Below are 25,887 nucleotides of genomic sequence, written 5' to 3' on the forward strand. Positions count from 1 at the left end.
CCTGATGCATAGCACTGCGTGGTTCAAGCAAGGACTGGCCGTTCTGGCCATGGCGACGGCGGGCTTGTTAGCCGCATCGCCCGCTGCGCAAGCGGCGCAAACCGCCAAGCCCAATATTCTGGTCATTTTTGGTGACGACATCGGGCAGACCAATATCAGCGCCTATTCGCACGGCGTGGTCGGCTACAAAACGCCCAATATCGATCGCATGGCCAAAGAAGGCATGATGTTTACCGACTATTACGCCGAGAACAGCTGCACGGCCGGGCGCTCGTCATTTATTACCGGGCAAACGCCATTGCGTACCGGCATGTCGAAAGTGGGGGCGCCAGGCGTGGATGTGGGCCTGCAGAAGACCGACATCACCATCGCCCAGGCGCTCAAGCCGCTGGGTTATGCCACCGGCCAGTTCGGCAAAAACCATTTGGGCGACAAAGACCAGTACCTGCCCACCGCGCATGGTTTTGATGAATTCTTTGGCAACCTGTACCACCTTAACGCCGAAGAAGAACCCGAGCGTCCGTACTGGCCCAAAGATCCGGCCTTCAACAAGCAGTTTGCCCCGCGTGGCGTGATCCACTCGTACGCTGACGGCAAGATTGAAGACACCGGCCCGCTGACCGCCAAGCGCATGGAAACCATCGACGACGAAACCACCGCCGCCGCCATCGCGTTTATGGACAAGCAGGTCAAAGCCAACACGCCGTTCTTTGTGTGGATGAACACCACGCGCATGCACGTGTTTACCCATGTGCGCCCCGAGTTCAAGGGCAAGAGCGGCATGCCGGGCAATGAGTACGCCGACGGCATGTACGAACACGATCAGGATGTGGGTAAGTTGCTGAAGGCGGTGGATGACCTGGGCATCGCCAACAACACCATCGTGGTGTACACGACGGACAACGGCCCCAACCAGTTTAGCTGGCCTGATGCCGCCACCACGCCGTTTCGCAGCGAGAAAGACACCAACTGGGAAGGCGCTTTCCGTGTACCGGCGTTTGTACGCTGGCCGGGGCATATCCAGCCGGGCCAGGTCTCTACCGAAATGTTCTCGGGCCTGGACTGGTTTCCCACCTTGCTGGCCGCTGCGGGCGACACCGGGGTTAAAGACCGTCTGCTGAAGGGTTGGGCGCCCAAATCGGGTGGCCCGAGCTTCAAGAACCATCTGGATGGCTATAACCAGCTGCCGTACCTGGAAGGCAAACAGCCCAAAGGCGCGCGTGACGAGTTCTATTACTTTGACGATGACGGCGTGCTGGTGGCCATGCGCTATCAGGACTGGAAGTTTGTGTTCTGCGAACAGCGCGAACCCGGCGGCATGCAGGTCTGGGCCAATCCGTTTGTTTGCCTGCGCCTGCCCAAGATATTCAACTTGCGCATGGACCCGTACGAACGCGCCGATATCGTCTCGGACCAGTATTACGACTGGCAAACCAAAAACGTTTATCTGAACGAGGTTGCCATTGCCAAGACGGCCACCTTCCTGCAGACCTTTGTGGCGTACCCGCCCAGCCAGAAACCGGCCAGCTTTAGCGTGGACCAGATCCGTGCCGGGGTGGATGCCGAAATCGAACGTAACCGTAATCGCGCCAGAGCCGTCTCTGGTGGCAAAGACTAGGCTGTAGTGGCTGTAAACGCGGTGCGTTGCCTGAGCAGGTAACGCACCGTTTTTTCTGGCAGAGCGCCGCGAGCGCCGGAGCGATGATGAGTGCACGTGATGTGGTGTTGCAGTTGCAAACGCAGATGGCGCAATCAATCAAGGGGCAGCCGCTGCTTATCCGCCAGATTCTGATTGTCTTGCTGGCCAATGGGCATGTGCTGCTGGAAAGCCTGCCCGGCCTGGCCAAAACCCGCACCGTTAAAACGCTGGCCGCGAGCCTGGATGCCAGCATGAGCCGCATCCAGTTCACCCCCGATTTATTGCCCGCCGATATCACCGGCTCGGACATGCTGTATCAGGACAACGGCCAGAACAGCTTCCGCTTTCAGGCGGGGCCGATTTTTGGCAATTTGATATTGGCCGATGAAATCAACCGTGCGCCGGCCAAAGTGCAATCGGCCTTGCTGGAAGCGATGGAAGAACGCCAGGTGTCCGTGGGCGGCAATACCCACGCCATGCCGGAATTGTTTATGGTGCTGGCCACGCAAAACCCGATTGAACAGGAAGGCACGTATCCGCTGCCCGAAGCGCAGATGGACCGCTTTCTGTTCAAGATACTGGTCACTTATCCCGATGCCGCGGCCGAACTGGAGGTGCTGCGGCTGGTGCGCGCCGAAGAAGCCGGCGTTGCCGTCGCCGGTGCGCCCGCCATCGAGGCGTTGCCGCAAGCGGCGATCTTTACCGCGCGCAGCGAAGTGCACGCCATCCATGTCGCGCCCGCCATCGAACAATACATCCTTGATTTGCTGAAAGTGAGCCGCGCCCCCGCGCAACTGGATGCCGATCTGGGCCGCTGGCTGGCCGTGGGCGCCAGTCCGCGCGGTGGCATTGCGCTGGACCGTGCCGCGCGAGCGCATGCCTGGCTGGAAGGGCGCGACCATGTCACGCCCGATGATGTGCGCGCCATCGTGGCGCCCGCCTTGCGGCACCGGCTGATCTTGTCGTACGACGCGCATGCCGATGGCGTCAGCGCCGACGCGGTGCTCGACAAGCTGGTGCAGGTTGTGGCGATTCCGGCCTGAGGCGGCCATGCGTCACGCCTCCACCTCCGCCGCCGTCTTGCAAGCCGCCGATATCGGCAGCAGCTGGGTGGATTTGCCGTGGCTGTTGCGCCAGGAACAACGCGCGGCTGGCCTGGCCTTGCACGCCTATCGACCGCGCTCGTCCATCCTGGCTGGTCGCCAGGCTTCGCGCGTGCGCGGACGCGGGCTTAACTTTGAAGAATTACGCGGCTATCTGCCGGGTGACGATGTACGTCATATCGACTGGAAAGCCACGCAGCGCAGCGGCAAGCCGCTGGTGCGCACCTATACCGAAGAACGTGACCGCCCCGCGCTGATCGTGCTGGACCAACGCATCAATATGTTTTTTGGCTCGCAACGCGCGCTGAAGTCGGTGGCGGCGGCCGAACTGGCGGCGCTGGCCGCCTGGTTGTCGCTGCAGTCCCATGATCGTGTCGGTGGCATCGTGTTTGAAGATGTGGCCATCCATACCATCGCGCCCTTGCGCAGTCGCCAGCGTGTGCAGGCCTTGCTGGCGCAAATTGTGCGCAGCAACCAGGCGCTGAATGCCGCCAGCAGCGCGCGCCCGCAAGACGGCCAGCTGGATAAAGCATTGGAGGCGGCCTTGCGTGTGGCGCATCACGATCATCTGGTGTGCGTAATCAGCGATTTTGCCGACGCCAGCGGCCGCACGCGCCAGCTCTTGCGCGCGCTGGCCGAACATAACGATGTCGTCGCCGTGCTGGTGTCCGATCCGCTATTGCAAAACCTGCCCGCACGCGCCGGGCAAATGGTGCTGACTGAGGGCGAGTTGCAGATCGAACTGGATATGCGTCGCTTGCGCCAACCGGTGGAGCAGTACTTTGCGCAACGCCAGGCCGATGTCGCTGCCTTGCTGCAACGTAGCGGCGTGCCGTTGCTGCCGCTGAGCACGCATCTGGACGTGCTGGAACAACTGCGCGGCTTTATCGCCCGCAACGCCGCGCCCGCGCGCAGTGTGCCGTTATGAGTGCCCTGGTCCACAGCGTAGCGGCGGACCCGACGCCGGTGCCGGTGAATGCCTCGGCGGTGTTGGCGCAGTTGCAGAACGCGGCGATGCCCGCGCCGGTGCCGTATACGCCGCAGACCTGGGGCTGGGCGGTGCTGGCGGCGTTGCTCGTCATCGTGTTGGCATGGCTGGTGTGGCGCTGCATCCGCCGTTATCGCGCCTTGGCATGGCGGCGCGCGGCGCTGGCCGAACTCAGGCAAATCGAAACCGAATGGCAGCACTCGCAACCCGAAGCGTTGCGGCGGTTGCCCGCCTTGGTTAAACGCGTGGCATTGCAGACTGCGCCACGAGCGCAAGTGGCCAGCTTGTCCGGCACGGCGTGGTTGGCATGGCTGGACGGGCATGATCGGCGCAAGCGCTTTAGCACCGGGCCGGGGCAATGGTTGCTGACGCTGACGTACTCCGCCGAGACCCCGCCGCAGGCCGAAGTCAGCGCGCTATTGCGCCAGCTGCGCCATTGGATAGGACGGCAACATGCTGGTGTTTGATCACATCTGGCTGTTTGCCGCGCTGCCCTTGCCGCTGCTGATGTGGCTGCTGCCCGCTTGGCGCGAAACCATGCCTGCCGTACGCATGCCGTTTTTTGCGCAACTGGTGCGCCTATCGGGCCAGACACCCACAGCGGGGGCGGTGATCATGCGCGCCAACTGGTTGCAGTTTGTGCTGGCACCCCTGTGCTGGGCGCTGCTGGTGACGGCGCTGGCCAAGCCAGTGTGGGTGGACCCGCCCATCGAACGCATCGAAGCCGCGCGCGATTTATTGCTGGCGATTGATTTGTCGCAATCGATGGAAGCCAAAGACTTTGTCGATGCGCAAGGACGGCGGCTCAACCGTTTGCAAGCGGTTAAACAAGTGGTGCGCGGCTTTATTGATCGGCGCAAGGACGACCGTCTGGGCCTGATCGTGTTTGGCGCTACCGCGTTTCCGCAGGCGCCGCTGACGCTGGACCATGACAGCGTGAAGGCCTTGCTGGATGAGCTGCAGATCGGCATGGCCGGGCCGCAGACCTCGATTGGCGATGCGATTGGCGTGGGCATCCGCATGACCGAGAAATCCAGGGCCAAAGAAAAAGTGTTGATCTTGCTGACTGATGGCAATGACACCGCCAGCAAATTGCCGCCCGAGCGCGCGGCCGATATCGCCAAAGATAACGGGCTGATCATCCATACCATCGGCATTGGCGATATCCGCGCCAGTGGCGAAGACAAAGTCGATCTGGGCGCGTTGCAGAAAATTTCCGCGGCCACCGGCGGCCATAGTTTCAGAGCGGAGAACCTGGCTGGGCTGGAAAACATCTATGCCACGCTCGATCACATCACGCCGGACAAGGTAAAGCGCCAGTCGCATCGGCCACGCCGTGATTTGTTCTGGCTGCCTTTGCTGGCGTGTGGCGCGCTGGTGTTGGGCTATCACGTCTTGATGTTGCTGATTACGCTGGCGCGGCGACCGTGGCGCAAGCCGCTGGTGTTGGCCGACAAAGCCACGCTGACGGCAAAGGCGGCGCGCTGATGGATATCAATCTCGACGCCTTCCATTTTTTGCGGCCGTATTGCCTGTATCTGATTCCGGCAGCCTGGTTGCTGGTGATCTTGTGGCATTTGCTGTCCGACCCGCGCCGGCGTTGGCGCGGCGTGATTGCGCCGACCTTGCTGAATAACTTGCTGGTGGACCGGCATCACCCGTGGCGCTTGCGCCCGATGCATGTGACGGCACTGGCGCTGAGCGTGCTGGCGCTGGCGACGGCCGGGCCGACATGGGAACAGGAACCACCGCCGTTTTCGCAAGACACCGCGCCGCTGGTGGTGTTGCTGGATCTGTCGCGCAGCATGGATGCGGTGGATATTCCGCCGACCCGGCTGGAGCGCGCCAAGCAAAAAATCCGCGAACTGATGCAGGCGCGCGCCGGTTCGCGCACGGGGCTGGTGGTGTATGCAGGCAGTGCGCATCTGGTGGTGCCGCCGACGGATGATCCCGAATTCATGAATACCTATCTGGATGCGCTGGACACCAGCCTGATGCCCAGACAAGGCAAGGCGGCGTGGAGTGCGTGGCAGATTGCCGGGCGCTTGCTGGCCAAAGAAAGCGCCGCGGGCACAGCGCTGATCTTGAGCGATGGCTTTGAGACCAAACAGATCGAGGATTTTGCCAAGCGCGATACGCGTACCCAGTTGCTGGTGCTGGCGGTCGGCACCGAGCAAGGCGGGCCATTGCGCAGCGCCGGCGGGCGCGTAGCACTGGATAGCGGCGGTCGGCCCATTCAGGGGCGCTTTGATCTGGCCGCCTTGCAGCAATTGAGTAGCAAAGCCGATATCCTGCTGGCCAGCCTGACGCTGGACGACGCCGACATCAAATGGGTACAGCGTCGCGCCTTGAGCCATATGCAGGCGGCCGAAGAACGCAAGGCGCAAGTGCGTTGGAAAGAGGCCGGTTATTACCTGATTTATCCGTTGCTGGCGCTGGCTTTGTGGTGGTTTCGCAGGGGTTGGGTGGTGCGCTGGTTGCCGGTATTGCTGGCGCTGGGTTTGGGCATGGCCACGCCACCGCGCGCTTATGCGCTGGAGTTGCCGCTGCTGGATGGCCATCGCCTGAAAACCTGGCTGGCCGATGCCTTTTTGACGCCGGATCAGCAGGGCCGCTGGCATTACGAGCACGGCGAATACGCGCTGGCGGCCACGCATTTTAGCGACCCGACGTGGCAAGGCTGGGCGTGGTATCAGGCCGGCGATAACGCAGCGGCGCTGACCGCGTTTGCGCATCTGCAAACGCCAGAGGCGTACCTGATGATGGGCAATTGCTATGCGCGTTTGCGTGACTATCCGCATGCAATCGGTGCGTACGACAACGCGCTGAAACTGCAACCGGATTTTGCCGCCGCCAAGGCCAATCGCGCGCTGGTGCAAGCGCTGATCCCCAAACCCAAAAAAAGCAAAGACGAGCCGCAAACCGACCAACCCGATCTGCCGCCCGACGATATCAAGTTTGATAACAAAGGCGACAAGGGCAAGGTGGTGAAGCTGGATGCGCGCCAGATGAAAGCGCTGAATGCCGAGCTGTGGATGCGCAATCTGCAAACCACGCCTGCCGACTTTTTGCGGCAGAAGTTTTTGATTGAGGCGCAGCAACCGGCCGCAGGAGGCAAGCCATGATGCGGCTGCTGCGAGTGTTACTGGTGTTGCTGTGGCTAGGGCTTGCGGGCAGCGCGGGCGCGGCCGGGCAGGCGATGGCGCGGGCGCATCTGGAACCGGCGGGCCCGGTGATGCCGGGGCAACCGGTCAAACTGGTGGTCGACGCCATGACCAGCAACTGGTTTACCGCTGCGCCGGTGTATCCGCCGCTGGATATTCCGGGCGTGATTGCCAGCCCACCCGGCGACGACGCCACCAATTTCAACGTCGAGATTGGCGGAGTGAAATGGTTTGGCATTTCACGCACCTATCAGCTGACGCCGCAAAGCGGCGGCACGATTACGATTCCGCCGGTGGTGCTGCAACTGCAGGTGGGCCAGGTGGGCGCGGTCAAGGCGCAGACGCCCATACTGCATCTGAGCGTCAAGGTGGTGGCGCGGCCACCGGGCGCGGAGAACGCGCTGGGCACCACGCGGCTGGACATCAAACAGACGCTGGACCGGCAACTGGTGGGGCTGAAGCAGGGCGACGCGTTTACCCGCACAGTGACGATCAGCGCCGACGGCGTGCAGGCCATGCTGCTGCCGCCGACCGTGTTTGGCGCCGTCAAGGGGCTGTCGGTTTATCCCAAGCCACCCAAGCTGCAGGACATCACCAAAGAACGCGTGGGTTTTCTGGGTAGCCAACGCACCGATGCCGCAACCTATGTGCTGCAACAGGCGGGCGATTACACGCTGCCGGGGGTCGAGATTGCGTGGTGGGATACGCGCGGCAACCAGCTGCGTAAAGCCACGCTGCCAGCACTGCACTTCAGTGTGGCGGCGGTGGCGGCGTACAAGCCGCTATTGGCGCTGCCGCAGGAGGCCTCGGCGCCCAAACCTGATCGCATCAAGCACATTGATGTGTGGACGCTGGCGCGCCAAGTGGCTTATGCGCTGATCGGCGTGTTGATTGCAGCGTGGTTGCTGCCGCGAATATGGCGACTTCTACGCAGGCTATGGCGCGCCGGGCACAGTCAGCGTCATCGTCACACCCTCTCCGAAGCCGCCGCTTGGCGACGTCTGCAGCGCGCATTGCGCGGACGCGATCGCGGCGCGATGGTGACGGCGCTTTACACATGGCTGGCGCTGGCCGCGCCGGGGCAAACTGCAGCGCAAGCGGGCATCAACCTCGACCCGGCCTTCACCGCATGGTACGGCGCCACCGCCGGCAACGCCGACATCGCCGCCCTGCGCCAGGCCACCCGCAGCGCCCGCAAACGCTTGCTGCACCCGGCCACAACCGCAACGTATTTACCCGCGCTGAACCCATAGGGTGGGTCAAGACCCACCATCCCAAGCCGTTGAGAGATTTGCCATCGCATACTTCTCGGCGGCTTTGAATGGTGGGTCTTGACCCACCCTATGCACTTACTGTTCGGCGTCGTAGTTACGACGGCATTGTTCTATGCGCGGCCAGTTATCGCGGATCCATGAAGTAAACCCTTCCAGCGCCGGCAGCATGCTCGCGCCCATCTCGGTCAGCTCGTATTCCACGCGCGGTGGTACTTCCGGGTAGTAGTGGCGCAGCAACAAGCCGTCGCGTTCCAGATTGCGCACCGTTAGCGTCAGCATGCGTTGGGTAATGCCCTCGATACCGTGTTTGAGCTCGGAAAAGCGCAGCCGGTAACCGGGCGCAATGGCCAGGTGCGACAACACCAGGATGGTCCACTTATCGCCCAGCCGCGCCAGCACGCCGTTGGGCGCACACGGTTTAAAGCGCGGGCCGTCCTCGGTTTCGGTGTACGGCCGCCCGTTAATCATCTTCTGCATACGTATCATCCTTGTGCCTGAGGCTAAGAAATGTGCCGTCTTCCGGCCGGTTTTTCGTGAGTATATATTCGTAACCCTTATTCAGCGCAGGGGTGTGACATGACGGAAAACAAGCAGCCGATTCTGGTTTTTGGGGCAACGGGGCAACAGGGTGGTTCGGTGGCGGTGGCGTTGTTGCGGGCCGGTCGGCCGGTGCGCGCGCTGGTGCGCGATCCGGCGGCGGACAAGGCCAGCGCCTTACGCGCCGCCGGTGCGGAAATCGTGCTAGGTGACTTTGCCGATACGGCCTCGCTGCGTGCGGCAATGACCGGCGCGTATGGCGTATTCAGCGTGCAGCCGAGTTCGGGCATGGGGCCGTTGCTGGGCATTAGCGACGAAGAGGAAGAGCGCTACGGCTGCGCCATCGCCGATCTGGCGCTGGAAGCGGGCGTGCAGCATCTGGTGTATAGCTCGACTGACGCAGTCGGCGATACGCCCACCGGCATGGGCCATTTCGACAGCAAGGCGCGCATCGAGGCGCATATCCGCACGTTGCCGATCACCGCCACCATCGTGCGGCCCGCTGCATTTATGGAAATGCTGGTGATGCCGGGTTTTGGGCTGGACCAGGGGCAGTTCAACTTCTTTGTGCAGCCGGACCAGGCGATGCAATTGCTGGCGGTGGCCGATATCGGCAAATACGTGACGGCGATCTTTGCCGACCGCGGACGCTGGGCCGGCCAGACGCTGGAGATCGCCAGCGACATGTTAACCGGCCGCGATCTGGAAGCCGCGTTCACCGCCGCAGCCGGCCATCCGATCCGCTATGCGCGCTTCAGCGAGGAGGTGTTGGCGGGGAATGCGTTTCTGGCGAAATTGACGGCGCTGGTGGATAACGGGCGTCTGGTGGGGCGCGCTGATCTGGCAGCGTTGCGGGCGTTGAACCCGCAGCAACAGTCGTTTGCGACGTGGCTGGCCGGGGATGGCAAGGCAGCGTTCCACGCAGCGTTGGGGCAGGCCGGGCGGTGGGGCTACGGGCACGGCTAGGCTGGAGCATAACGGGCCGCCGTAGGGTGCATTACCCCGCAAGGGGCAACGCACATTCTGGTTATGCCCGGGCCGCTGGATGCCCGAACGGGCCAGGGCGGGCCGCCCCAAGCGGAGGTTGCCCGCGCATTCGCGGACTGGAGCGACGGCTAACGCGCTATACCAAAGTTTTTTATCGGGGCGCATCAATCACGTTTCGGCCCCCAAAAAAATGCCCGGGGGTGAGCCCGGGCATGGTTGGCGTCCTGCCGCGATTACATCGCAAACCGCGTTCTGGCCTCGCGCAGCGCCGCGGAGATCATCGCCAGGTCCGGGGCGCTATCGCGCAGTTCCTGCAGCATCTTCTGCCATGCCGCCAGCGATGCGCCTTGCTGCGCAATCCAGGTTTCCAGCCGCGCTTCAGTTTCGCCGCTGCCTTTACTCCACACCGCGTCGACCAGCCCCGCATGCAGCCGCTGTAGATCATCGCGTGCGGCCAGGCGGGCCAGTGCTTGCCAACGGTTGTCGCGCGGCAATTGTTCGATGGCTTGCGCCACCCAACTCAGGCCCAGCGCGTCGCCCGATTGCAGGAACAACTGCAGCCGCTCGGCCAGTGCGCCACGCAGTTCGGCATCGCGCGCCAGTTCCAGCACCGGCCCGGCGTAGGCCAACGCCAGCACTTGCGCGGCCAGACCAATCGGCACGCCCGCGCTAAGCCATTCATCACGCAGTTCGTGATTGTGCTCAGGATGGCGCAGCCAGTCGGCCAGGCCTTGCAAGGCGTGCGTGACGGCCTCGATAAACGCGGCGTCTTGCTCGCCCGCTTGCAGCACCCAGCGCGTGGCGCGTTCGGTTTGCCGGCGCAGCAATTGCAGCATGGCGTATTGCACGCGCGTCGGTACCGCAGGCGGCAATTGCTCCACCGCGCGCGCCAGACGTTCGCTATCGAGCAGCGCCTGCGCCTGGCTAAAGGCGTCGATGACGGCGGCCGGATGGCGTTCGGTTTCTTCGCTGAGGCGGAACACAAAGCTGATGCCCTGGCGATTGACCACGTGGTTGGTCAGCACCGTGGCGATGATTTCGCGGCGCAGCGGATGTTCACGCAGGCGTCCGCTAAAGCGTTCGCGCAGCAAGGCGGGGAAATAATCCGCCAGCAGTGCATCCCAGCGCGCGTTGTCGGGCAGGTCGCTGGCCAGCAGATCGTTATTGAGCACGATCTTGGCGTAGGCCAGCAGTACGGCCAGCTCGGGGCGCGTCAGGCCTTGTTGCGTTTGCTGGCGCTCCAGGCACTGGCTGTCGGTGGGCAGATATTCCAGACGCCGCGACAATTTGCCCGCGGCTTCCATGCGCTGCATAAAGCGTTGATGCACGGGCAACAGCGAGCGCGCCTGATCGTGCTCCAGCGACAAGGTCAGCGTTTGCAGTTCGTTGTCGCGCAACACCAGGCGGCCGACGTCTTCGGTCATATCCGCCAGCACGCTATTGCGTTGCTTTTGCGTCAGATCGCCGCCCGCCACAATGCGGTTGAGTAGAATCTTGATATTGACCTCGTGATCGGAGCAATCCACGCCCGCCGAGTTGTCAATCGCATCGGTATGGATGCGGCCGCCGTGCAGCGCGTATTCGATGCGACCCGATTGCGTCATGCCCAGGTTGCCGCCTTCGGCAAAGACCTTGCAGCGCAGCTCGCGGCCATCGATGCGCACCGGATCATTGGCGCGGTCGCTGGCGTCGGCGTGGCTCTGGCTGCTGGCTTTGACGTAGGTGCCGATGCCGCCGTTGTAGAGCAGATCAACCGGTGCTTTCAGGATGGCCTGGATCAGCAGGTTGGGTTCCAGCGCGTTATCTTCGACTTGCAGCAACGCCTTCATCTGCGGCGACAGTGGAATGCTTTTGGCCGTGCGCGGCCACACGCCACCGCCTTCGGAAATCAGCGCGGCGTTGTAATCGGCCCAGGACGAACGCGGCAGCGCAAACATGCGTTCACGTTCTTTAAATGAAAGCGCGGCATCGGGGTTGGGGTCGATAAAGATGTGGCGGTGGTCAAACGCGGCGACCAGTTTGGTGGCGGTGCTGCGCAACAAGCCGTTGCCGAACACGTCACCTGACATATCGCCGACACCGGCTACGGTAAACGCGTCGCGCGAGACATCCACGCCCATCTCGCGGAAATGCCGCTCCACCGACACCCATGCGCCGCGCGCGGTAATGCCCATCTTTTTGTGGTCATAACCCACCGAGCCACCGCTGGCGAACGCGTCATCCAGCCAGAAGCCATATTCGGCGGCCAGGCCATTGGCGATATCGGAGAAGGTGGCGGTGCCTTTATCGGCCGCGACCACCAGGTAGGGATCGTCTTCATCGCGACGGCGCACCAGCGCGGGCGGCACGACTTTGCCTTCCACCAGGTTGTCAGTCAGATCAAGCAGGCCGCGGATAAAGGTCTTGTAGCATTCCACGCCTTTGACCATTAGCGCATCGCGCTCGGCCGGGGCGTTCTTGACCACGAAGCCGCCTTTGGAACCGACCGGCACAATCACCGTGTTCTTGACCATCTGCGCCTTGACCAGGCCCAGCACTTCGGTGCGGAAATCCTCGCGCCGATCGCTCCAGCGCAAGCCACCGCGCGCCACTTTGCCGCCGCGCAAATGCACGCCTTCGACTTCGGTGCCGTAGACAAAGATTTCATACAGCGGCACCGGTTGCGGCATGCCGGGCACGCGCGCCGATTCCACCTTGAACGACAGCCATGCTTTAGGCTGGCCGTGCGCATCGCGCTGGAAGTGGTTGGTGCGCAAGGTGGCGTCGATGGCGGCGACAAAGCCGGTCAGGATTTTTTCTTCGTCCACGCTGGGCAGCGCGCTGATGGCGGATTGCAAGCGCGCCTTGATCGCTTCGGCGGCCACGTCATCGGCGGTTTCGGGGTTCAGGCGCGCATGGAACAGCGCGCTGAGATCCCGTGCGATATCGGCGTGATGCAGCAGGCAATCGGCCAGTGTTTCAATCGCATAGCGCAAATTGATCTGCTTGAGATAACGCGCGTAGGCGCGCAGTACGACCACGTCGCGCCAGCTGAGGTCGGCCTGCAGCACCAGTTTGTTGAACGGATCGTTTTCGCAGGCATTGGCAAACGCGGCGCGGAAGGCGTGCAACACGCGATCGCGCGCGGCGGCGTCTTCCAGCGCACCGGCGGCGGGCAACTGGATGCCAATATCGATAATCCACGCTTTGCGGTCTTGCTCCAGTCGCAAAACATAGGGGCGCTCGTCCAGCACGCGCACGCCCATGTTTTCCAGCAGCGGGGTGTAATCGGAAATGGCGATATCGCTGTTATTAAATAGCTTGAGCCGCCACATGCGCGTGTCGCTGCTGCTGGCCGGGGCCAGCGAGGCCTGCATCGCGCCATGGCGTTCAGCGTTTTCCAGCATATCGATGTCGTACACCGCGACGCGCGCGGCGAAGTCGGCCATATAGCCCGCCGGGAAAGCGCGTTGATAGCGTTGGTACAAGGTCGAGCCGCGTTCCTCGCCGCTGTGTTGCAGTAATTGCGCGCGCAGCTCGTCGGGCCAGCGCTGTGCGATGACGGCGACTTCGGCTTCGATTTCAGCCGGGTTGTAGTCGGCCGGGCCGGCGTGGCCCAAGCGCACGATAAAGTGGATGCGCGCCAACGGGCTATCGTTGAGCAGCACATTGAATTCGCAGCTTTCGCCACCGATTTTGTCCAGCAGCAATTGCTGCACGCGCATGCGCACTTCGGTGGTGTAGTTGTCACGCGGCACATACAGCATCGCAGACACATAACGGCGATAGATGTCTTCGCGGAAGAACAGGCGCACGCGAGCGCGTTCGTGCAGGCCGACCACGGCAATGGCCATGCGCAGCAGATCGGGCTCGCTGGTTTCCATCAGCTCGTCACGCGGATAGGTGTCGAGCACATTCAATAACGCTTTGCCACGATGGCCGGCCAGATCGGCGCCACTGTCTTGCAATACGGCATCGATTTTGCGGCGCAATACCGGCACATCGCGTGGCGGCTGGGTGTAAGCGCTGGCGGTGTACAGGCCGATGATGCGCAATTCGCCCACCACACCTGACGCGTCGATCTGCTTGATGCAGACCATATCGAGGTAAACCGGCCGATGCACGATCGAGCGGGTGTCGGCTTTGGTCAGGATCAGTTGCGACTGTGCGGTATAGGCCACCTGGCGCAGTTCGGGCGTGAGCGCGGCATAGGTGCGCGACGGGCCGCCGACGCCTTCATCGCGCAACAGGCCGAGGCCGGAGCCGGGTTCGATTTCCAGCGTCTGGCGGTCATCGCTAAAGCGGTAGTCGCGGCAGCCCAGGATGACGAAATGATCGTCCAGCAGCCAGTCGATAAAGGCGAGGGTTTCGCCCGCGTCGGCGCTGGGTAGCGGCGGTGGGGTGTGCTGCAGTTGCTGGCGGCATTGGGCAATGCGCGCCGTCATGGCGGGCCAGTCGCCCACCGCGGTGGTCAGCGCTTCGAGCGCCATGCGGATTTCTTGTTCGATCTGCCGTAAAGCGGAGGCATCGCTCTCGCGGTCAATCTCAAAATGCATCCAGGATTCGGGTTGTCCGGCCTGCGTGTCGACTACATCACCTTGTGCGTTGCGTGTTAGATGCAACACAGGATGTAGCACCAGATGCACGGTATAACCCAGCCGGGCTAATGCCATGCCAACGGTATCTACCAGGAACGGCATATCGGGCGTAATCAGCTCCACCACCGTGTGGCTGGACTGCCAGCCGTGGTCGGGCGGGGTGGGGTTGTAGACGCGCAGCAGCGTTTCTTGCGGCTGGCGTTGTTGCCCCAGTCTGATATGCGCCTGGAATGCCCCCGTCCAGTCGACGGGCTGACGAGAAGAGTAATCTTCATAGGGCAAATCAGCGTAATATGCGAACAGCAATTCTCGCAGTTCACTCGGCACCAATGCGCCGAGGCTCTCCGGGGTGGCGATGTGTTGCGCCGGGAGAGGTGTATTCGTGGTCATTTCAGCCTTCCTTGATCGAAGCAGAGCTGTCGTGTAACGAGGTATTTTTGTGATGTGCCGTGATGCCAGGCCGACTCTATACCCGCCTTTTAAAGCGCGCCAACAGGTGGAATCCCCATTAGGGAACATCCTGAACGGCTGTACTTTGCCGGGCGTGCTAGGGCATGGCGACGGCCGTATGACCAGGTGGTACCCAAGGCGGCAAAACCAGGTGACGACCTGGTTGCGCCCGGGGCCGCAATCGGACACCGATGAAAACACCATTCGGCGCGCCAGGCGGTATGGCTTTCCAATATCACTAGCCGCTAATATGTGGCGTAACCTGCCTATAGAACGTCCAAACGGAGAGTTGCATGACCCCCGCCCGTAACTACAAGACTACTGCGCCGCCAGGCGACACGCTGGTAGCGTGCCGCGACCTGGCGCTACAGCTGCTTACCCAGTCACTGGAAGGGTTCTTTACGCAACTTGAAGCCACCTTTTTTGATCTGGCCGAAGACACGCATGACATGCAGTTGCGTGATACCTACTTTGCCGCCCGCGCTGAAGCGCAATCGAAAAAGAACGCCATCCTGGGCGCTTTCCGGCAGCAGTTTCTGGAAACGTTTAACCAGCGCTTGCAGGGTAATCACAGTAAGGCGGGTTTCTATCCGGTGAACAAGGCGCTGGGCGAACTGAGCCTGGTGGCCAATGACGATTACGAAGAAAGCCTGACCGCCAGCCACGTGGCGGATTCGCTGAAGAACAAGGGCGGCGATACGCTGCACCAGCTGGAACAACGTCTGGCGCGTTTGATGCCGGACAGCCGCGACGCATCGGCCAGCAACCCGCTGAGCCCCGATGCGATTGCGGAGGCCGTGATGGCCGCCTGCCGCATGTTTGAAAGCGGCATCGGCGCGCGTCTGGCCGCCATGCGTGCCTTTGAGACCGAATTGTCGGATCAGGTAACGCAGGTTTATCAGCACCTCAATCAATTCCTGATCCAGGAAAACGTACAACCCGTCAGCCACCGTGCGGTGCTGAACCGCGGCCGTGCGCCGGGCCAGGCGCCGTACGATCCGAATGCGCAACAAGCGAATGCCGATGCGGGTATGGCGGCCGGGCAGGGCAACGATCAATTCCAGGGTTATGCGCCCAATCAATATCCGGGCCAGTACGGCGCCAGCAGCCAGCAAGGCCAGCAGGGCTACATGATGACGCCCGAGCTGGCGGCGCATTTGCAGCAGCTGGCCGCGGGCAATATGCAAGCGCAAGCGCGCTCGTCGTTGCGACCCGAGTGGTTTTCGTTTCTGGATAACCTGCAGCGTGATCCGCCGGGCGCGGCGCAACAAGGTACCGGCCTGCCCGAAAACCTGTTGTCGGTACTGCGGAGCACACGCTGGGTAAATGAACTGAACCGCGTCGACACCATGACGTTTGATCTGGTGTCGATGCTGTTTGACCGGCTGTTTGAAGACGAACGTCTGCCCAACGCCATCAAGGGCTTGCTGGCGCGTTTGCAGATTCCGGTACTGAAGGTCTCGTTGCTGGACGGCAGCTTCTTTGCGCGTAAATCGCATCCGGCGCGGCAACTGATTGACTTGCTGGAAGATTCGTTCCGCGACTGGCAGGGCGAGCCGGACGATACCGATCCGACCTTTGCCAAGTTCAACGATGTGGTCAGCTGGATCAACACGCACTTTGAAGACGAAGTGGGCGTGTTTGATACCGCGCTGGCCGATATCAAACGTTTTCTGGCCGATGCCGACGAGCTGGCGCAATTGCGCGCCAACCAGGCGGCCGAAGATCTGCTGCGCCACGAAGTCTCCGAGCTGGCCACGGCCACCGCTGAAAGCTTGGTGCAGGCGCGACTGGCACGTGCGGCGGAAGTACCGCTGCTGGTGTCCGATTTTCTGGGCACGTGGTGGTCTGCGGCGCTGGCCAATGCCTGGGGCCCGCATGGCGAAGCGGAAGCAGAATTCGTGCTGCGCCAGAAAGCCATGGACGATCTGATCTGGAGCCTGGCGCCCAAGCGCGGCCCGGAAGAACGGCTGCAACTGGTCAATCTGCTGCCCAGCATGCTGAAAGTGCTGGAGCATGGCGCGACGTCGGCAGGGATGCCGTCGGATGCGTCGAAAGCGTTTTTCTCCGAGCTGGTGAACTGCCACGCCGCGGCCATCCGCAACGGTTTGCGTCAGGCCGCGCTGGACCCGCTGGCGCCGGCTAATCCCGCGCCGGGTTCGGCCGCTGCGGCAGCGCTGGCTCCGGCTGCAGCGCCACCGGCACAAATTTCGCCGGTGGCGGCCGTGGCGGCGCAACCTGCTGCTCCGCTCAATGCGGCGGTGCCTGGCCAGACGCTGGCTGGCGCCCCGGTCACCACCCCGGCCTCGCCGATTGTGGCGGCAGTGGTGACGCCGGTGTCGGTGGCGGCGCATGACGTCGTGGCGTCGGGTACGGTGGAATATGAAGAGCCTGCCGAAGACCTCGATAGCCATATTCCGGCGCGCGGCGAGTGGGTGAACTGGCTGGATAACGATGGCCACGAACGCCGTCTGCGTCTGTCCTGGATCAGCCCGCTGGGTACGCGTTATCTGTTTACCAATCGCCAGGGTGAAAACGGCCTGGCGCTGACGCGCCCCGAAGTGGAAGCCCATCTGGCCAGCGGCCGTTTGCAACGTCTGAATACCGACGAATCGGCCACCGAGCGCGCACTGAACCAGCTGAAAGAACAACTGGTGCAATAAGCCAATCGCAATTCAACGGCCCTAGCGTTAAAAACGGCGTCCTGCCTGGGGCGCCGTTTTTGTTTGCGCCGCGCAGGCCGCGTTTTTATCGGCAAAACGGCCTTCGCGTCGGCCTGGCCGCGGCGGCCTTCCTGTATCATGCGGCCCATGATTCGACTTAAATCCCTCACGCTGCGCCGTGGCACCAAAGTTTTGCTCGATCGCGTTGATCTGACGCTTTATCCCGGCAGCAAAGTTGGCGTCGTTGGCGCCAATGGCGCTGGTAAATCCAGCTTTTTTGCGCTGCTACGCGGCGAATTGCATCCCGATGCGGGCGACGTGGAATTGCCGCCGCGCTTGCGCATCGGCCACGTGGCCCAGGAAACCCCATCCTTGCCCGTCAGCGCGTTGGAATACGTGCTGGATGGCGATACCGAATTACGCGAAATCCAGCGTCAACTGGACCTGCATGGTGCGGAAGACGGCGACGGCATGCTGCACGGCGAATGGCTGGCCAAGCTCGACGCCATCGACGGTTACACCGCTCAGGCGCGTGGTTCGCGTTTGCTGTCGGGGCTGGGTTTCTCGCAAGCCGAAATGCAAAAGCCGGTCTCGGATTTCTCGGGTGGCTGGCGCATGCGGCTGAACCTGGCGCAAGCGCTGATGTGTCGTTCTGACTTGCTGCTGCTGGATGAGCCGACCAACCATTTGGACCTGGAAACGGTGGTCTGGCTGGAAGACTGGTTGCGCACTTATCCCGGCATGCTGCTGGTGATTTCGCATGATCGTGATTTTCTGGATTCGACCATCAACGGCATTCTGCACGTCGAAAACGCACAAGCCACGCTGTACACCGGCACTTATGCCGACTTTGAAAACCAGCGCGCGCAGAAGCTATCGCAACAACAACAGGCTTACGAGAAACAGCAACGCGAAATCGCCCATCTGCAATCGTTTGTGGATCGCTTTAAGGCTAAGGCTTCCAAAGCGCGCCAGGCACAAAGCCGCGTCAAGACGCTGGAGCGCATGGAAGTGATTGCAGCGGCGCATATTGATTCGCCGTTTCACTTTACCTTTCGCGAGCCCGTCTCGACGCCTAACCCCTTGTTACGCATCGAAAATGCCGCTGCCGGTTACGCGATTGAATCGCCGATTCTGCAGGGCCTGAATCTGAGCCTGGAAAAATCCGCACGGATTGGTTTGCTCGGCGTGAACGGTGCGGGTAAATCCACGCTGATCAAAATGCTGGCGGCCGAAAACGCCCCGCTGGCGGGTGAACGGGTGGAAGGCAAGGGTCTGAAAATTGGTTACTTTGCCCAGCACCAGGTGGATGCGCTGCGGCTGGATGAATCGCCGCTGTGGCATATGCAAAAGCTGGACCCGATGACGCGTGAGCAGGAATTCCGCAACTTTCTGGGTGGCTTTGATTTTCACGGCGATATGGCCTCGGCCCCAGTGGCGCCGTTTTCAGGTGGCGAAAAAGCACGCCTGGCACTGGCCTTGCTGATCTGGCAAAAGCCCAACTTGCTGTTGCTGGATGAGCCGACCAATCACCTGGATATCGAGATGCGCCAGGCGCTGACGCAAGCGCTGCAGGATTTTGAAGGCGCAATCATTCTGGTATCGCATGATCGGCATTTGCTGCGCGCCAGCGTGGATGATTTCTGGTTGATCGAAAACGGCAATGTGCGGCCGTTTGATGGCGATCTGGACGATTACACGCGTTACAGCCAGGAAAAACGCAGCGAGCAGGCAAGCGCCTTGCGCGAATCGGAAGGCTTTGTCGACCGCAAAGCGCAAAAACGCGCGCAGGCAGAAGCGCGGCAGAAACTGGCCTCGGCACGCAAGCCGCTGGAGCAGAAACTGGCCAAGCTGGAAAAACAGATGGCGCCGCTGCAGGCCGAGCACGCAAAGCTGGCGGCCACGCTGGCCGAAGAGACCATCTATTTGCCCGAGCGCAAAAATGATCTGCAAAGCGCGCTGAAACGCGAAACCGAAGTGAAAGCACAGATGGATGCGCTGGAACTGGAGTGGCTGGAGATCACCGACGAGATCGAAGCGCTGGAAGCGGCCGCCAACGGCTGACGCCGCATGGGGTGGGCCTGACGTCCCCGTCACGACCCACCCTCCAAAGCCGTTTGCCCGTTTTGCAGTACGTGGAAATCAGCGCTTTGAGGGGTGGCTTGATCGCGCCAGATAAAGCCGTGGAGAAATGTCCGGCTGTGTGCTTCTCCTTGGCTTTGAGGGGTGGGTCTTGACGGGGACGCCAAGTCCCACCCTATGTGTGTCTGGCGACACGGCGTCGCACATTTTGTCACATTGCGGTGACATCGCTTACGCTTTTGTCATCTACCGCACGACAGAAGCGGGCGTTTAATAGGCATAGCATCCACTGCATGAGGTGCCTTATGCCGAAAACTACATCTACAAAGTCCGGACCTTTTTTACGTCGCCTGCTGCTGGTCAGCAGCGTGCTGCTTGCGCTTGCCCAACCCGCAATCGCCGATGACCCGCCCGCCGAAGTGGCGCGGCTGAATGAAGTGCAAGGGTCTGTCACCTTTGCGCCGGCGGGCAGCAATGATTGGGCCTACGCGCCATTGAATCGACCCATGACCGCCGGCGACCAGCTGTGGGTGGATCAAAACGCGCGGGCCGAATTACATGTCGGCTCCACGGCCATCCGCTTGGGCGCCGACACCAGCGCCGCCTTTCTCGCATTAAACGATCAGGCATTACAACTACGGCTGAACCAGGGCAGCGCGCAGTTTCGCGTGCGTGCCATTTACGAAGGCCAGCATGTCGAAATCGCCACGCCCGACCTGGCGTTTGTGATTGAAGAGCCGGGCAGCTATCGCGTCGACGTCGACCCCGCGCATCTGACCACGCGTATTACGGTGTGGCAGGGCAGCGGCACGGCGGTGGGGGCGGCCAGCAATAGTTATCAGCTGCGCGCCGGTGAACGCGTGATTTATGCGGGGCAGGATCTGGCGCAGCAGGCCGTGGAAACGCGCCCGCCGCTGGATGGTTTTGACCAATGGGCTGCGCAAAGCGACCAGCGCGAAGAGGCTTCGACCTCGGCGCGTTATGTATCGCGTGAACTGACGGGCTATGAAGCGCTCGATAGCAATGGCACATGGCAAGACACGCCCGATTATGGGTCGGTGTGGGTGCCGACCACGGTGGTGGCAGGCTGGGCGCCGTATCGTTATGGCCGCTGGATGTGGGTGAACCCGTGGGGCTGGACCTGGGTGGACGATGCGCCCTGGGGTTTTGCGCCATTCCATTATGGCCGCTGGGCTTACTGGCATAGCCGCTGGTGTTGGGTGCCGGGTCCGCGCGTGGTGCGGCCGGTGTATGCGCCCGCATTGGTGGCGTTTAGTGGACATTCGCCGGTGCACGGGCGTGATCCGCACGGTGGCCCGGGCGTGGCGTGGATTCCATTGGCACCGGGCGAGCAATGGCGTCCGGCTTATGCCGCTAGCCCGCGCTATATCGCCAATGCCAATCGCAACGTGGTGTACAACCACACCGTGCTGAACCAGAACATCAATCAGCCGGTGTATATCAACAGCAATATTCCAAACGCGATTTCAACCGCAACGGCCGCTAATTTTGCGCAAGGACGGCCCGTGCAGGGCGGCTATCGCCCAGTGCCTTTGCATGATCTGGGCGGTGCGCGCTTTGGCAATGCGCCACAAATCCGGCCGGGCAACGACGCCATGCGCGGTGGTCGGCCGGCGCCGATGCCCGTGGTGGCACATAATCCGCCGCCCGTAGTGGTGTCGCGCCCCGCACCGCAGGCGCCGCGCACCGTGCAAGCGCCGCCACCGGGGCAGGTGCAGCAGGGCGGGCAGCCGCAGCGCGGGTTCGAAGGGCGGGCGCCGCAACGTGGGCAAGATGAGCGTGGGCAGGGGCGCGGTCAGGAACGTGGCCAGCTCGAACCGCCGCCGAATCAACCCAACCAGACCACGCGCACTCAACCGGCGGGCTGGGTGAATCCGCGCGTGCTGCAGCCGCAACAGCAGCAACCGCAACAGGTGCAGCAACCGCAGCAAGTGATACGCGAACAACCGCAGTCGCAGCAAGCCGCACCGCAGGCCGTGCCGCATCCGCCGCAACAATCGGGCTTCCAGCCGGGGCAGCCCGTGCGTCAGGGCCAGCCGCAGCAAGTGGGTGAACCGCAGCAGCAGCCCATTCGCGTGCACCAGGGCGGGCCGCATCCGCATGTTCAAGAAGCGCCGCGGCAGCCGGCCAATGTGCAGCAGCCGCAGCAACAACCACAGCAACAACCACAGCAACAACCGGCCGCGCGCCAGCCAGAGGCGCGTCAGCCAGAGCGCATGCAGCGCCCGCCTGAGCCGGTGCGGCAAGCCCCCGCTGCACAACCGCAGCGCTCACAAGCGCAACCGGTGCAGCAACGTATGCCTGCGGAAACGCGCCCGCATAACGAGCCGCCGCATCCGCATGTTGAACGTCAGCAACATGAGGAAAGACGCCAGTCACAATGAACTCGCTGAGCGGAAATCCAGGCGTAGACGGCGCGCGCTCAGCTGCGAGCGGGCGCCGTTTTTACCGCCAGCCACACGCCAATCACGGCTAGCGCGGTACCGCCCAACATGGGCAGAGTGAGTGGCTCGGCAAACATCAGCCATGCCATCAAGGTGGTCGCTGGCGGCACCAGGAAGAACAGACTGGCCACTTTGCCCGCTTCGCCATGGCGTAACAGCCACAGCAAAATGCCAATCGCGCCGATCGACACCACCAGCACCAACCACGCCAATGCCAGCCAGAACGCGGGATGCGGATCGAAGCGCGCGGCTTCGGTGGCCCATGCCAACGGCGCAATCACGGCCAGCGACACCGCGCACTGAATCGCCGACGCCGCCAACAAATCCACCGAGGCGCAAAAGCGCTTCTGATAGACCGTGCCCGCGCTGATCGAACACAACGCCGTCACCGCCGCCAAGACGCCACCCAGCGTGAGTACGCCGCTGCCCAGCTTGTTACCCACCACCAGAAGCACGCCCAGCAAAGCCAGCAGCAATCCAGCCCATTGCCGCGTGCTGCGGCGCTCCGGCAGCCAGAACGTAGCCAGCACACTAACGACGATCGGCTGCAATCCGGCAATCAGCGCCATGGTGCCCGCCGACATGCCGACGCCCAAGGCGGTAAACACGCCGACAAAGTACAGCGTTTGCGTTAACAACCCGGCGATGCCGGCATGCATCAGCAAACGGCCACGCGGCCAGCGTACGTTCAGTAGCGGTGCCAGTGGTAGCAAAATCAGCAGCACCAAGGCAAACCGCAGTGCCAGGAAATGAAACGGCGCGATATAGCGCAGACCCAGCTTGGCGGCGATAAAGCCGCTGCTCCATAGCAAAACAAACAGCATGGGGGCGACGGGCGCGAAGCGGGACAGGATCATGGCGGTGGCGGCGTGGCTAAAGCGCAGCATGCTACCGGCATCGTCCGGGGTGCGGCCAGCCATAAAAAACGCCCCGAATAGATCGGGGCGTTTGTGTTGCCAGTTTTGCTACACCTTGCTGCTTATTTGGCGGCAGCCTTGGCAGCGGCCTGGGCCTTGGCCACCACGGCTTCAACCTGCTCGCGTTCGTAGCTTTCTACATAAGTGCGGCCGTAGTAGCTATCCAGCAGCAGTTGCTTCAGCTCGGAGATCAGCGGGTAGCGCGGGTTAGCGCCGGTACACTGGTCATCAAAGGCTTCTTCTGCCACTTCATCCAGCTTGGACAGGAACAACGCTTCCGGCACACCAGCGGCCTGGATCGAAGCGGGGATGCCCAATACGTTTTTCAGCTCGTTCACCCATGCGATCAGCGCTTCCACCTTCTCGTCGTCATCCTTGCCACCCAGGCCCAGATGCTCGGCGATATCGGCATAACGGCACTTGGCTTGCGGACGATCGTACTGGCTGAATGCGGTTTGCTTGGTCGGGATATCCACGGCGTTATAGCGGATTACGTTGGTAATCAGCAGCGCATTGGCCAGACCGTGCGCCAGATGGAACTCGGCGCCCAGCTTGTGCGCCATCGAGTGGCACACACCCAGGAAGGCATTGGCAAACGCCACGCCAGCGATGGTGGCTGCATTGTGCACTTGCTCACGAGCACGCGGATCGTTGGCGCCATTGGCATACGACGACGGCAGGTACGCCTTCAACAAGGTCAGTGCTTGCAGCGCTTGCGGGTCGGAATACTCATTGGCCATGACGGACACATAAGCTTCCAAGGCGTGAGTCACCGCATCGATACCGCCAAAGGCTGTCAGCGACTTGGGCATATCCATCACCAGATCGGCGTCGATAATGGCCATGTTCGGGGTCAGCTCGTAATCCGCGATCGGATATTTGGTACCGGTTTTTTCATCGGTAACCACGGCGAATGGGGTGACTTCGGAACCCGTGCCGGACGTGGTGGGGATGGCCACCAGTTCTGCCTTGATGCCCATTTTCGGGAACTTGTAGATGCGTTTACGGATATCCATAAAGCGCAACGCCAGATCTTCAAAATGGACTTCCGGGTGTTCGTACATCACCCACATGATCTTGGCCGCATCCATCGGGCTGCCACCGCCCAGCGCGATAATCACATCGGGCTTGAACACATTCAGCGCATGCACGCCTTTACGCACCACTTCCAGCGTCGGGTCAGCTTCCACTTCGAAGAAGACTTCCACTTCCATACCCATTTGCTTGAGGATGCGGATGGTTTCGTCGCAATAACCGTTATTAAACAGAAAGCTACCGGTTACGATGGAAGCGCGCTTTTTGCCTTCCAGATCACGCAGCGCAAAGGGCAGACACCCGCGACGGAAGTAAATGTTCTTCGGCAGTTTGTGCCACAGCATGTTTTCGGCGCGTTTGGCCACGGTTTTCTTGTTGATCAAGTGCTTGGGCCCCACGTTTTCCGAAATCGAGTTACCACCCCACGAACCGCAGCCCAGTGTCAGCGACGGCGCCAGCTTGAAGTTGTACAAGTCGCCAATCCCGCCTTGCGACGACGGCGTGTTGATCAGAATGCGCGCGGTTTTCATCTTGTCGCCAAAGTAGGCGATGCGTTCATCCTGCATGTCCTGATTGGTATACAGCGCCGAGGTGTGGCCGATGCCGCCCAGGGCCACCAACGCGACGGCCTTTTCGACCGCATCGTAGAAATCCTTGGCGCGATACATTGCCAGCGTCGGTGACAGTTTTTCGTGCGCAAACGCTTCTTCATCGCCCACGCTAGCCACTTCGCCGATCAACACTTTGGTGTATGACGGCACGGTGATGCCGGCCATTTCGGCAATGCGTGCAGCGGACTGGCCGACGATATTGGCGTTGAGCCCACCGTTAACCAGAATGACCTTGCGCACGGCTTCGGTTTCTTTTTTGTTGAGTACATAACCGCCAGCGCGCACAAAGCGGTCTTTGGCCTGTTCGTACACTTCGTCAACGATGATCACCGACTGTTCGGACGCGCAAACCACGCCATTGTCGAAGGTCTTGGACATCAGAATCGAGGCCACCATGCGCTTGATGTCGGCGGTTTCGTCGACCACAACCGGCGTATTGCCTGCGCCCACGCCAATGGCGGGCTTGCCCGACGAATAGGCCGCTTTAACCATGCCGGGGCCGCCAGTGGCGAGGATCAGGTTGGTGTCTTTGTGATGCATCAGCGCGTTGGACAGCTCCACCGACGGCGCGTCGATCCAGCCGATGATGTCTTTGGGCGCGCCTGCAGCCACAGCAGCTTCCAGCACGATGCGCGCGGCTTCGCAGGTGGATTTGCGGGCGCGGGGGTGCGGGCTGAAGATGATGCCGTTACGGGTTTTAAGCGAAATCAGCGCCTTGAAAATGGCGGTGGAAGTGGGGTTGGTGGTGGGGACGATACCGCAGATAATGCCGATCGGCTCGGCGATGGTCATGGTGCCAAACAGCGCGTCAACTTCAAGCACGCCGCAGGTTTTTTCGTCTTTGTAGGCGTTGTAGATGTATTCAGAGGCGAAGTGGTTTTTGATCACTTTGTCTTCGAGTACGCCCATGCCGGTTTCGGTGACGGCCATGCGGGCCAGCGGAATACGCGCATCAGCGGCAGCCAGCGCCGCGCAACGGAAAATCTCGTCCACCTGTTCTTGCGAAAAAGTGGCGAATTGCTGCTGCGCCTTCTTTACCCGAGCAACCAGTGCATCCAGTTCCTGAACATTCGTTACGGCCATGATGAGCTCCTGAGACTTGAAAAGTGATTGCCTTGAATTATCGAGACTTATGCTGTTGGCATCTGTCAACTAGTGGCGGCGTAAGTTGTTGAATAGTGGCATTCCCATTTACGCGCCAGCGGTGTCCGACAAGCAGAGCGGGATGAATGGCAAGGTAGCTTACGAATTCGGCCTGGATGTTGATCTGGAGCAAGGCCCTTGAGATGTAGCCGCTGTAAGCCCGGCTACATTTTTTGAGCGCATTGCCGCATGGCGGCGTGCTATCGCAAAATCGCGCATCTGTGTTTACAAAACTCGACGGGGACCCACCGC

The 25,887-nt window shown here is 61.6% G+C and carries 15 protein-coding genes; 11 read left to right on the forward strand and 4 right to left on the reverse strand.

Going from position 1 to position 25,887, the window contains the following annotated elements; all coding sequences use genetic code 11:
• Nucleotides 1–4: 4 nt before the first annotated feature.
• The 7 genes from WG78_RS01810 (at nt 5) to WG78_RS01840 (ending at nt 8,147) form a co-directional block, all read left to right on the forward strand.
• Nucleotides 5–1,618: an arylsulfatase gene (locus WG78_RS01810; protein WP_053936063.1), complete on the forward strand. Its 1,614-nt coding sequence runs from the start codon at nt 5–7 to the stop codon at nt 1,616–1,618.
• A gap of 86 nt (nt 1,619–1,704) precedes the next feature.
• Nucleotides 1,705–2,682, forward strand: coding sequence for an AAA family ATPase (locus WG78_RS01815; protein WP_053936186.1), 978 nt, complete (start codon nt 1,705–1,707; stop codon nt 2,680–2,682).
• A gap of 7 nt (nt 2,683–2,689) precedes the next feature.
• Nucleotides 2,690–3,670, forward strand: a complete 981-nt coding sequence (locus WG78_RS01820; RefSeq protein WP_053936064.1) for a DUF58 domain-containing protein — start codon at nt 2,690–2,692, stop codon at nt 3,668–3,670.
• Nucleotides 3,667–4,197 (forward strand): DUF4381 domain-containing protein, encoded by a 531-nt coding sequence (locus WG78_RS01825; RefSeq protein WP_053936065.1) that lies wholly within the window; start codon nt 3,667–3,669, stop codon nt 4,195–4,197. The genes WG78_RS01820 and WG78_RS01825 overlap by 4 nt, the downstream gene beginning before the upstream one ends.
• A complete protein-coding gene (locus WG78_RS01830; protein ID WP_053936066.1) occupies nt 4,184–5,218 on the forward strand; it encodes a vWA domain-containing protein in 1,035 nt (344 codons plus the stop codon). Before WG78_RS01825 ends, WG78_RS01830 begins: the two co-directional genes overlap by 14 nt.
• Complete coding sequence (locus WG78_RS01835; RefSeq protein WP_053936187.1) at nt 5,218–6,855, forward strand: VWA domain-containing protein; 1,638 nt, start codon at nt 5,218–5,220, stop codon at nt 6,853–6,855. Before WG78_RS01830 ends, WG78_RS01835 begins: the two co-directional genes overlap by 1 nt.
• Nucleotides 6,852–8,147 carry a BatD family protein gene (locus tag WG78_RS01840; RefSeq protein ID WP_053936067.1) on the forward strand — a complete coding sequence of 432 codons (1,296 nt, stop codon included), beginning with the start codon at nt 6,852–6,854 and terminating at the stop codon, nt 8,145–8,147. The genes WG78_RS01835 and WG78_RS01840 overlap by 4 nt, the downstream gene beginning before the upstream one ends.
• A 96-nt stretch (nt 8,148–8,243) precedes the next feature.
• Here the strand turns inward: WG78_RS01840 and WG78_RS01845 are convergent, their stop codons facing one another.
• Nucleotides 8,244–8,645: a winged helix-turn-helix transcriptional regulator gene (locus WG78_RS01845; protein WP_053936068.1), complete on the reverse strand. Its 402-nt coding sequence runs from the start codon at nt 8,643–8,645 to the stop codon at nt 8,244–8,246.
• 99 nt (nt 8,646–8,744) lie between these two features.
• Between WG78_RS01845 and WG78_RS01850 the strand changes: the two genes are divergently transcribed.
• Nucleotides 8,745–9,671 carry an NmrA/HSCARG family protein gene (locus WG78_RS01850; RefSeq protein WP_053936069.1) on the forward strand — a complete coding sequence of 309 codons (927 nt, stop codon included), beginning with the start codon at nt 8,745–8,747 and terminating at the stop codon, nt 9,669–9,671.
• A gap of 254 nt (nt 9,672–9,925) precedes the next feature.
• Here WG78_RS01850 and WG78_RS01855 read toward each other — a convergent pair whose 3' ends face one another.
• Entirely contained in the window at nt 9,926–14,659 is a 4,734-nt protein-coding gene (locus tag WG78_RS01855; RefSeq protein ID WP_161805052.1) for an NAD-glutamate dehydrogenase, read from the reverse strand.
• Between the two features lie 353 nt (nt 14,660–15,012).
• Here WG78_RS01855 and WG78_RS01860 point away from each other — a divergent pair, with 353 nt between their 5' ends.
• From WG78_RS01860 to WG78_RS01870, 3 genes are all read left to right on the forward strand, one after another.
• Nucleotides 15,013–17,382, forward strand: a complete 2,370-nt coding sequence (locus WG78_RS01860; protein WP_053936071.1) for a DUF1631 family protein — start codon at nt 15,013–15,015, stop codon at nt 17,380–17,382.
• Between the two features lie 147 nt (nt 17,383–17,529).
• The gene (locus WG78_RS01865) at nt 17,530–19,446 is read left to right on the forward strand and encodes an ATP-binding cassette domain-containing protein (protein ID WP_053936188.1); all 1,917 of its coding nucleotides are present in this window, start codon (nt 17,530–17,532) and stop codon (nt 19,444–19,446) included.
• A gap of 323 nt (nt 19,447–19,769) precedes the next feature.
• Nucleotides 19,770–21,869 (forward strand): DUF6600 domain-containing protein, encoded by a 2,100-nt coding sequence (locus WG78_RS01870; RefSeq protein ID WP_152969018.1) that lies wholly within the window; start codon nt 19,770–19,772, stop codon nt 21,867–21,869.
• A gap of 38 nt (nt 21,870–21,907) precedes the next feature.
• Here the strand turns inward: WG78_RS01870 and WG78_RS01875 are convergent, their stop codons facing one another.
• On the reverse strand, nt 21,908–22,849 hold the full coding sequence (locus WG78_RS01875) for a DMT family transporter (RefSeq protein ID WP_201782324.1): 942 nt from the start codon (nt 22,847–22,849) through the stop codon (nt 21,908–21,910).
• Between the two features lie 59 nt (nt 22,850–22,908).
• Nucleotides 22,909–25,575, reverse strand: a complete 2,667-nt coding sequence (adhE, locus tag WG78_RS01880; RefSeq protein ID WP_053936073.1) for a bifunctional acetaldehyde-CoA/alcohol dehydrogenase — start codon at nt 25,573–25,575, stop codon at nt 22,909–22,911.
• Nucleotides 25,576–25,887 lie beyond the last annotated feature (312 nt).

The organism is Amantichitinum ursilacus (assembly GCF_001294205.1).
Classification (GTDB): domain Bacteria; phylum Pseudomonadota; class Gammaproteobacteria; order Burkholderiales; family Chitinibacteraceae; genus Amantichitinum; species Amantichitinum ursilacus.